Origin of the sequence: Microcystis sp. LE19-195.1E (assembly GCF_027532095.1) — a bacterium.
Lineage (GTDB): Bacteria > Cyanobacteriota > Cyanobacteriia > Cyanobacteriales > Microcystaceae > Microcystis > Microcystis aeruginosa.
Genome location: NZ_JAPZSZ010000031.1, coordinates 1 through 6727, shown reverse-complemented (window position 1 = coordinate 6727; position 6727 = coordinate 1). Strand labels below are relative to the sequence as shown.

General features: G+C 45.2%; 10 protein-coding genes. 5 read left to right on the top strand and 5 right to left on the bottom strand.

The window, feature by feature from the left end; all coding sequences use genetic code 11:
- Nucleotides 1–297: 297 nt before the first annotated feature.
- Entirely contained in the window at nt 298–705 is a 408-nt protein-coding gene (locus tag O9300_RS02330; protein ID WP_147069516.1) for a hypothetical protein, read from the bottom strand.
- A gap of 48 nt (nt 706–753) precedes the next feature.
- Between O9300_RS02330 and O9300_RS02325 the strand changes: the two genes are divergently transcribed.
- The 3 genes from O9300_RS02325 to folE all read left to right on the top strand — a co-directional run bounded on the left by O9300_RS02325 (nt 754) and on the right by folE (nt 3477).
- Nucleotides 754–1659 (top strand): hypothetical protein, encoded by a 906-nt coding sequence (locus O9300_RS02325; RefSeq protein ID WP_287969809.1) that lies wholly within the window; start codon nt 754–756, stop codon nt 1657–1659.
- Between the two features lie 341 nt (nt 1660–2000).
- Nucleotides 2001–2729: an SDR family oxidoreductase gene (locus O9300_RS02320; protein WP_287731870.1), complete on the top strand. Its 729-nt coding sequence runs from the start codon at nt 2001–2003 to the stop codon at nt 2727–2729.
- Between the two features lie 49 nt (nt 2730–2778).
- Nucleotides 2779–3477 carry a GTP cyclohydrolase I FolE gene (folE, locus tag O9300_RS02315; RefSeq protein WP_002738197.1) on the top strand — a complete coding sequence of 233 codons (699 nt, stop codon included), beginning with the start codon at nt 2779–2781 and terminating at the stop codon, nt 3475–3477.
- A gap of 63 nt (nt 3478–3540) precedes the next feature.
- On the opposite strand, the gene O9300_RS02310 is transcribed toward folE, so the two are convergent.
- Nucleotides 3541–4179: a phosphoribosylanthranilate isomerase gene (locus O9300_RS02310; RefSeq protein WP_079208965.1), complete on the bottom strand. Its 639-nt coding sequence runs from the start codon at nt 4177–4179 to the stop codon at nt 3541–3543.
- Between the two features lie 120 nt (nt 4180–4299).
- Between O9300_RS02310 and psaK the strand changes: the two genes are divergently transcribed.
- Nucleotides 4300–4566 (top strand): photosystem I reaction center subunit PsaK, encoded by a 267-nt coding sequence (psaK, locus tag O9300_RS02305; protein WP_287969806.1) that lies wholly within the window; start codon nt 4300–4302, stop codon nt 4564–4566.
- 167 nt (nt 4567–4733) lie between these two features.
- Nucleotides 4734–4847, top strand: a complete 114-nt coding sequence (locus O9300_RS02300) for a CopG family transcriptional regulator (RefSeq protein ID WP_287969804.1) — start codon at nt 4734–4736, stop codon at nt 4845–4847.
- A 266-nt stretch (nt 4848–5113) separates the two neighbouring features.
- Here the strand turns inward: O9300_RS02300 and O9300_RS02295 are convergent, their stop codons facing one another.
- The 3 genes from O9300_RS02295 to O9300_RS02285 form a co-directional block, all read right to left on the bottom strand.
- Nucleotides 5114–5341, bottom strand: coding sequence for a hypothetical protein (locus tag O9300_RS02295; protein WP_002756856.1), 228 nt, complete (start codon nt 5339–5341; stop codon nt 5114–5116).
- 540 nt (nt 5342–5881) lie between these two features.
- On the bottom strand, nt 5882–6409 hold the full coding sequence (locus tag O9300_RS02290) for a DUF3011 domain-containing protein (RefSeq protein ID WP_287969802.1): 528 nt from the start codon (nt 6407–6409) through the stop codon (nt 5882–5884).
- A 146-nt stretch (nt 6410–6555) separates the two neighbouring features.
- Nucleotides 6556–6727: photosystem II protein D2 (locus tag O9300_RS02285; protein ID WP_271931852.1), on the bottom strand; the 172-nt coding region annotated here is incomplete at its 5' end.

Here is a 6727-nt window from a genome sequence, read left to right as displayed (position 1 = left end):
GAAATGGGGCGAAAGTCTGTGGACTCTGTGTAAGACAGTACATGGTTTTTTAACTGTGGTATGCGACGGTGGTGGAAGCAGAAACTTAAATCGTGAGGTTTAGGAATCGCCGCACTTTTAGGGCGGCGAGGATGTCAAAATCGCTAAACTCTCCCTTTGAGGATTGTCGTTGCTAAGGTAGATCCCCCCGCCTATCGGCACCCCCCTTATCAAGGGGGGCAGGGGGGATCGAACCCAAAATCTATCTTCAATTTAATTATAACCAGCTACTTAGCAAAATCCCCTGGCTTTTTCCGGTTATTTCACTAAATAGCTGCGCCATTGTGAGGCAACTTCTTCCAGTAAACGCCAAGTTTTCCCCTCGATCTGTCTTTGTAAATAAAGATCAAAATTGTTGTGTTGTTTGGTATCTTTTTGATGGGGCAATTGTAGAGTTAGATCGTAATCTCCCTGCAAGTGATAAGCGGGTAAATTGCCCACATAAAGCGGTTCCAGACTGGTGACATTAATTTTAGCAATTTTTACCTGCGGATCATCGATCTGTAAAGATTGACTAAGGCGATCGGATGTGTGACGAAATTGTAATAAAAGGGCTTTGGCGACGATTTCTCCGTCGGGGGCAAATTCTTGCGGGGGAGTGACACTACCACAAGCAGTCAGGAAGACAAGGAAAATACTGGTTAAAAAACCGAGAAAACGGCGCATAGAATGATATTTTGAAAAAGAATGGCAGCGGGTTAAGAAGAATTAATTATGACTCAACCAAATGAGCGAGAGAATTTCAGCCAAGCAGAAACAGTGATCCGACTACAAGAGGCGATCGAGCAGTTAAATTCGATCGTTTCCCAACTTAACACGGGAACGGGGACAGTGTTACCCCCAAAAGTTGCTGTTGATAATCTTCTTAACTCAACGCAACAGTTAGCCGCTGCTTTAAAACCAGATGAATTCGCAGAAGTTGAGCAAAGTTTAACCCCAGATTCTCCAATCGAAGCAGCGGAGGGAATCGACGATATTTTACCGGATTTCGAGCAGGTGGAAGGGTGGTGGACGACGATTTTGAGCAAAATTCGCCGACTTTTACCGGGGGGAATTAGCGAAAAAATTCCCGATTGGTTAATTACCGGCTTGTTAACAGGAAGTTTAGTCACTATCCTATTAGTAGCGGTGGTCAGTTTACCGAAAAATCCTGCGGAAATTGCCGAAAATATGCCTGAAGTTGTCTCTAGTCCTTCCCCGGCAGCCGGGGAAATTATCGAAACTCCCCCAGAATTAATCGCACCAGAGGCACCGATTCCCGTCCCGATTACCAAAGCAAAACCGCGATTAACTCCCGAACAAAGTTTAGTCGCAGCCATTCAAGCGGAAATTACCGATTTAACTACTCGTTATCCCGCCGGTATTATTTCTACCGTAGAAGCGGATTTTTTGGCTAGTCGTCTAGTAGTTATTTTGGGCGATAATTGGTATAGTCTGGAGGCATCACAACAGGATAAATTGGCTAATTCGGTTTTTCAACGTTGCCAAAGTCTCGATTTTCGCCGCTTGGAAATGAGGGATAACGAGGGAATTCTCCTCGCTAGAAGTCCCGTGATCGGCGATCAAGTGGTGATTGTCAATCGCACTCAACCCACCGCTGCCATCTCCTCTGGTGAGTAGTTTTCAGCGCAGGGGGAGGGAGTTCCAGACAAAGACAGCCTCAAGAATTCTCGCCCACCAGTCCGCTTTTTCCCCTCGCTGGTTAGATATCTAAATATACACAAAAATTAGTGATCCCTGACTTAACAGTGCTATAATTGGCTAGGTAAAATTTTGTAACGATTTTTAATCTTGAACCTACCCGATAGTCAATGCTTCCCCCCGCCCGGGTGGGCCGCAGCAATTTTGGTGCGAGAAAAATTGCTCCGATCCAACCCAACTCCCTTAAACCTTTCTAGGGTTCCCCTAACCGCCAAAATTTTGCCCTAACTACCAAGAATTAAGAGATTTCAAACTATACCATGAACTCTGTTATTCGTCAACAGCGAGCGCTGATCACCGGAGCCGGCAGCGGCATCGGCAAAGAAACCGCCCTCGCTTTCGCCAAGGCGGGAATTAATCTGGTTTTAATCGGTCGCGATCAGCAAAGATTGGCAACCGTGGCGGGAATGGCGGCAGATTTAGGCGTATCAGCCCAAGCTTACCCCTTAGATTTGGCAGATATCCCGGAAGTAGCTCCTAGTATCGCTAAAATCGCCCAAGAATCCGGACCGATCGATATCCTGATCAATAATGCTGGCATGGGTTACACAAACTCCTTGGCTGACACACCTTTGTCAGACTGGCAGCGGGTGATCGATCTCAATTTAACCAGTGTTTATCAGTGTGTGCAAGGAATTTTACCTGCCATGCGTCAACAGGGGGGAGGCACGATCGTTAACGTTTCCTCGATCGCCGCCGATAATTTCTTCCCTGATTGGGGGGCCTATAGTGTCAGCAAAGCGGGATTAGTGGCATTTTCTCGCATTTTAGCGATCGAGGAGCGGGCTAACGCCATTCGCATCACGATTATCATCCCCGGGGCTGTCAATACTCCCATCTGGGACAGCGATAGCGTCAAAGCAGATTTCGATCGCTCGGCCATGTTAACCCCGGATATCATCGCTCAGGCCATTCTGCAAGCGGTGTTACTGCCCAAACAGGCCGTAGTGGAAACGATGACCATTATGCCCAGTGCGGGGGCATTATAACCCGAAATACTTCTATTTATCAATCAATTCGCCTACAGGCCTCTTCATTATGACCATAGCTTCTTCTAACGGTTTAAACGGTAATTTAACCGACGCTATTCAAGCACGCGTGACCACTCGCCCCGATCGCAACACCCACAATGGCAAAACCGCTCAAATTCATCCAACTTCCGACGAAAACAAAGAACAGATGATGGATGCGGTCAGAAATATCCTGATCTCGGTGGGGGAAGATCCCGAAAGAGAAGGTTTATTAAAAACCCCCAAACGGGTGGCCGAAGCGATGCAGTTTCTCACCCAAGGCTATCAACAATCCCTAGAAACCCTCGTTAATGGTGCGATCTTCGATGAAGGTCATAATGAGATGGTATTAGTGCGCGATATTGACTTTTTTAGTCTCTGTGAACATCATATGTTACCCTTCATGGGGCGGGCCCACGTTGCCTATATTCCTAACCAAAAGGTGGTCGGATTAAGTAAATTAGCCCGCATTGTGGAAATGTATTCCCGTCGTTTACAGGTCCAAGAGCGCCTCACCCGTCAGATTGCCGAAGCGATTCAAGAAATTCTCGACCCCCAAGGGGTTGCAGTCGTCATGGAAGCAACCCATATGTGCATGGTAATGCGCGGGGTGCAGAAACCGGGATCCTGGACTGTCACCAGCGCCATGTTAGGAGTCTTCCAAGACGAGCAAAAAACCCGCGAGGAGTATCTTAACCTGATCCGTCATAAACCCAATTTCTTCTAGTCAGGCAAATGGGGAAATGGGGGAATTCAACTAAAACCCCAACACCCAAAACCTTCTAACTGATCACTGATCCCTGAATTTTTGCAGTCGCTCTAGCAAGAGGGCGACTTTTTTGAGGTCTTTATCACCGGGCGATCGCTCAACGCCGCTAGACACATCAATACCCTGGGGGTGCAGCCGAGTTAAAGCTTCACTAATATTATCGGGGTTGAGTCCTCCGGCCAGAAACCAGGGCAAGGGGGGCGAAAAACTGGCTAAGGCTTGCCAGTCTAAGGTATGTCCCGTACCGCCGAGCAATTGGGGATGGTAGGCATCTAACAGTAAAGTATCGACGCTATTGAAGTAAATTGCCGACTTTTCCCAACTTTCTCTGTCTTTAATCCGTAAAGCTTTGATAATTTCCCGGTCGGGTAATAATTGCCGCAACCTTTGGCAATATTCGGGAGATTCTTTACCATGTAACTGCACACTTGTCAAGGGGGTTTTAATAATTATTTGCTGAATAATTTCCGGTTGCTCGTCGGCAAAAACCCCGATAAAATCAATTTTGTCGGGTATTGCGGCGATAATGGCGTTAATTTGCTCGATTTTGACGTAACGAGGCGAACTAGGTACGAGGATAAAACCTAAGGCCGTAGCTCCGCAAGTAGCGATCGCTCGTCCTTGGTCCGGTTGGGTAATGCCGCAAATTTTAATTCGCATTTAATCTTATTCACAAAACGTTACAAAAACTGTTAAGTATTCAAACAAAAAGCAGTTTCGGGTCAAGAGCTTTTTATAATGCCCTGTGATTAACAAAATCTTATCAAGACTGGAGCGCAAATGATCTCTTCCACCTTACTTTTAGCCACTGCTCAAACCATTCCCTGGAATTTATCCGTCGGGATTACCATGACGTTAGCTAACCTAGTAGCGTTCGTTATCGGTTATTTTGCTATCCAAAATACCGGAGCAGGCCCTGCTTTACCCTTGCCGCAGTTAGCCTCGAAAAAAAGCTTCGGTCTGCCGGAATTATTGGCTACCATGAGTTTTGGCCATATTCTCGGTGCGGGACTGGTTCTCGGTCTTTCTAACGCGGGTATTCTCTAATCAGGGATCAGTAATCAGTGACCAGTAAACCTCAGAGAGAGGAGCAAGGATCTGGTAGTCAGGAGAACTAAGCATAAAGAGATTTTAGGCAACTTCATCCCTATTTTTCCCATTTTTGAACTCTCAAAAGTTAATTATGTCAGAAGTCTAGTAATCGTCAAGATCGGGTGATTATTCTGGCTGCTGGCGAGAAAATTAAGAAAGCAGTGGCCCAAGTCGAAGCTGGATACTTTGCTGACGAAGAAGAAGCAGTATTGGCTAAATTAACCCATGAAAGTTAGATGGCTGCGGAAAGAAGGATCGAAAATAATTGGTAAATGCGAACGTTGCTAATCGCTTAATTAATCGTCAATATTGCCTCTAAAGTTAATCTCATAAATAAAGATTTCGTCTGTCTCCTTTTAACTCACCTTTAAGTTTTTTGATATCAAGTTCTTCAGGGGGATAAACGTTTTGAGTTTCAAGGCAGGTTTTGAGAATACCAATTTTAGTCAAAACAGATTTTCGGCTATTGGCATCTAGTTTCTCCAAAAATTTATTGGCTGATCTACTGATCCTGATCTTCACGATTAAACCAGCCTGTAATATCAACGAAGCCGTCGTCTTTGTAATCAACAGGATTAAAGGTTGCTTCTATGTCAGCTTGTTCTATATCATCAACATAGGGAATCAGCATCTCGAAGAATTTAAACCATTCTTCCCGCATAACTTCGCGGACGCTTTCCTTGATGATGGTTTTGAGCATTAGAGCATCTAAGGTGTTTGCCGGCTCCATATATTTTCCTCCAATCTACTTGAATTCTAGCAGCAGATCAAGAAAACGGGTTTCTTACAGCAGCTATCTTAATGATCAGGTAGGCAGTTTTCGTTTTGGGGAGTCGGTGGTCGATACCAAATTAGTTTACACTTCATCTTGATGAGCAACGCTGTACCCCGAACTGAAGTTAAATACAGCCAATAGATCGTAAAATTTAGGAAGTTATTATGTTGATTTTTAAGGCTTTTTTGTCAGCCTGGTAAAATTTGGTTAAGCAACTAAGTAAAAGTGAGCGATCGATGCTAGAGAAAACACCGATGACGATGATGGATTTCTTTCGCAAAAGCGAAGGATTTTAGTTTTCTCAAGCTACTGTTCGAGGCAAGTCAAGAGATTGGGAGAGATTCAGGTAATCTAAAAATAGGCGGTTAAAGTGGGTCTTAGCTTACCTGATAACGTTCTTAAAATCTATCGGTGGCAAAAGTTACTTATTTTAGTTGTATAGCTACAGGAATGAGTAACTTTAAAAAGCTTTAGGTAGGTTTTTGGTTTCTGTAGTTAACCCCGATCCTCACAAACAAAGTCCACTACTCGATCGATTTCCCGGGATGAGCGGATACGACGACTACCGCTGCCGAGTTCGCCACCACGACAATTGGCCCACCAACGCTCGCGACTGCCATTAACGATCGCATCAAATTCTCTAATTCTGCCACTATCATAATAACTGCGGCGATCAACGACAAAACGACCGATACTGGGGAGGCGAAATTCTTCGTAAACATTACCTTCCCAACCGCCACCAAAATTACCGTCATGGTCGTCCATGCGTACCTCAAACTCGCCCCGACAACCATTTCTGACCACAATATTGCCGTTTTGGAAATCCCAATTACCCTCACAGGGAGCAGCGGAGCGAGTGCGGGTTAATCTTACTTGGGCCCATCTAGCGTTCACGGGACAGCGAGTAGTGCGACCGCTTTGACTTTCACAATTAACTCTCATGGTTCTGGCCGCTGCTGGCTCGCTCCCCAGGGGATAAATTAGCAACAAACCGAGACTAGATAATAAAATTTGGCGAAACATTCTCTTTATCTCCAAGAAATTCTCTAGTTTATCTTACAGGGGTATCCAGAAAATGAGTAGTAGTTGCTTGAGGTGCGTTAATCAACAAAAAAGAAGGGTGATTTAACTTCACCCTTCCCCCTATTCGGTAAATTTTCTTGCCATCCTTAGAGAGCGTTACCGCGAGGTAATACTTCTTCAGGGAAGATAAAGTTTTCGTGGGGTTGGTCTTGGGGAGCCATCCAAGCTCTCAGACCTTCGTTAAGCAGAATATTTTTAGTGTAGAAGGTTTCAAATTCCGGGTCTTCCGCCGCTCTCAATTCCTGAGAAACGAAGTCA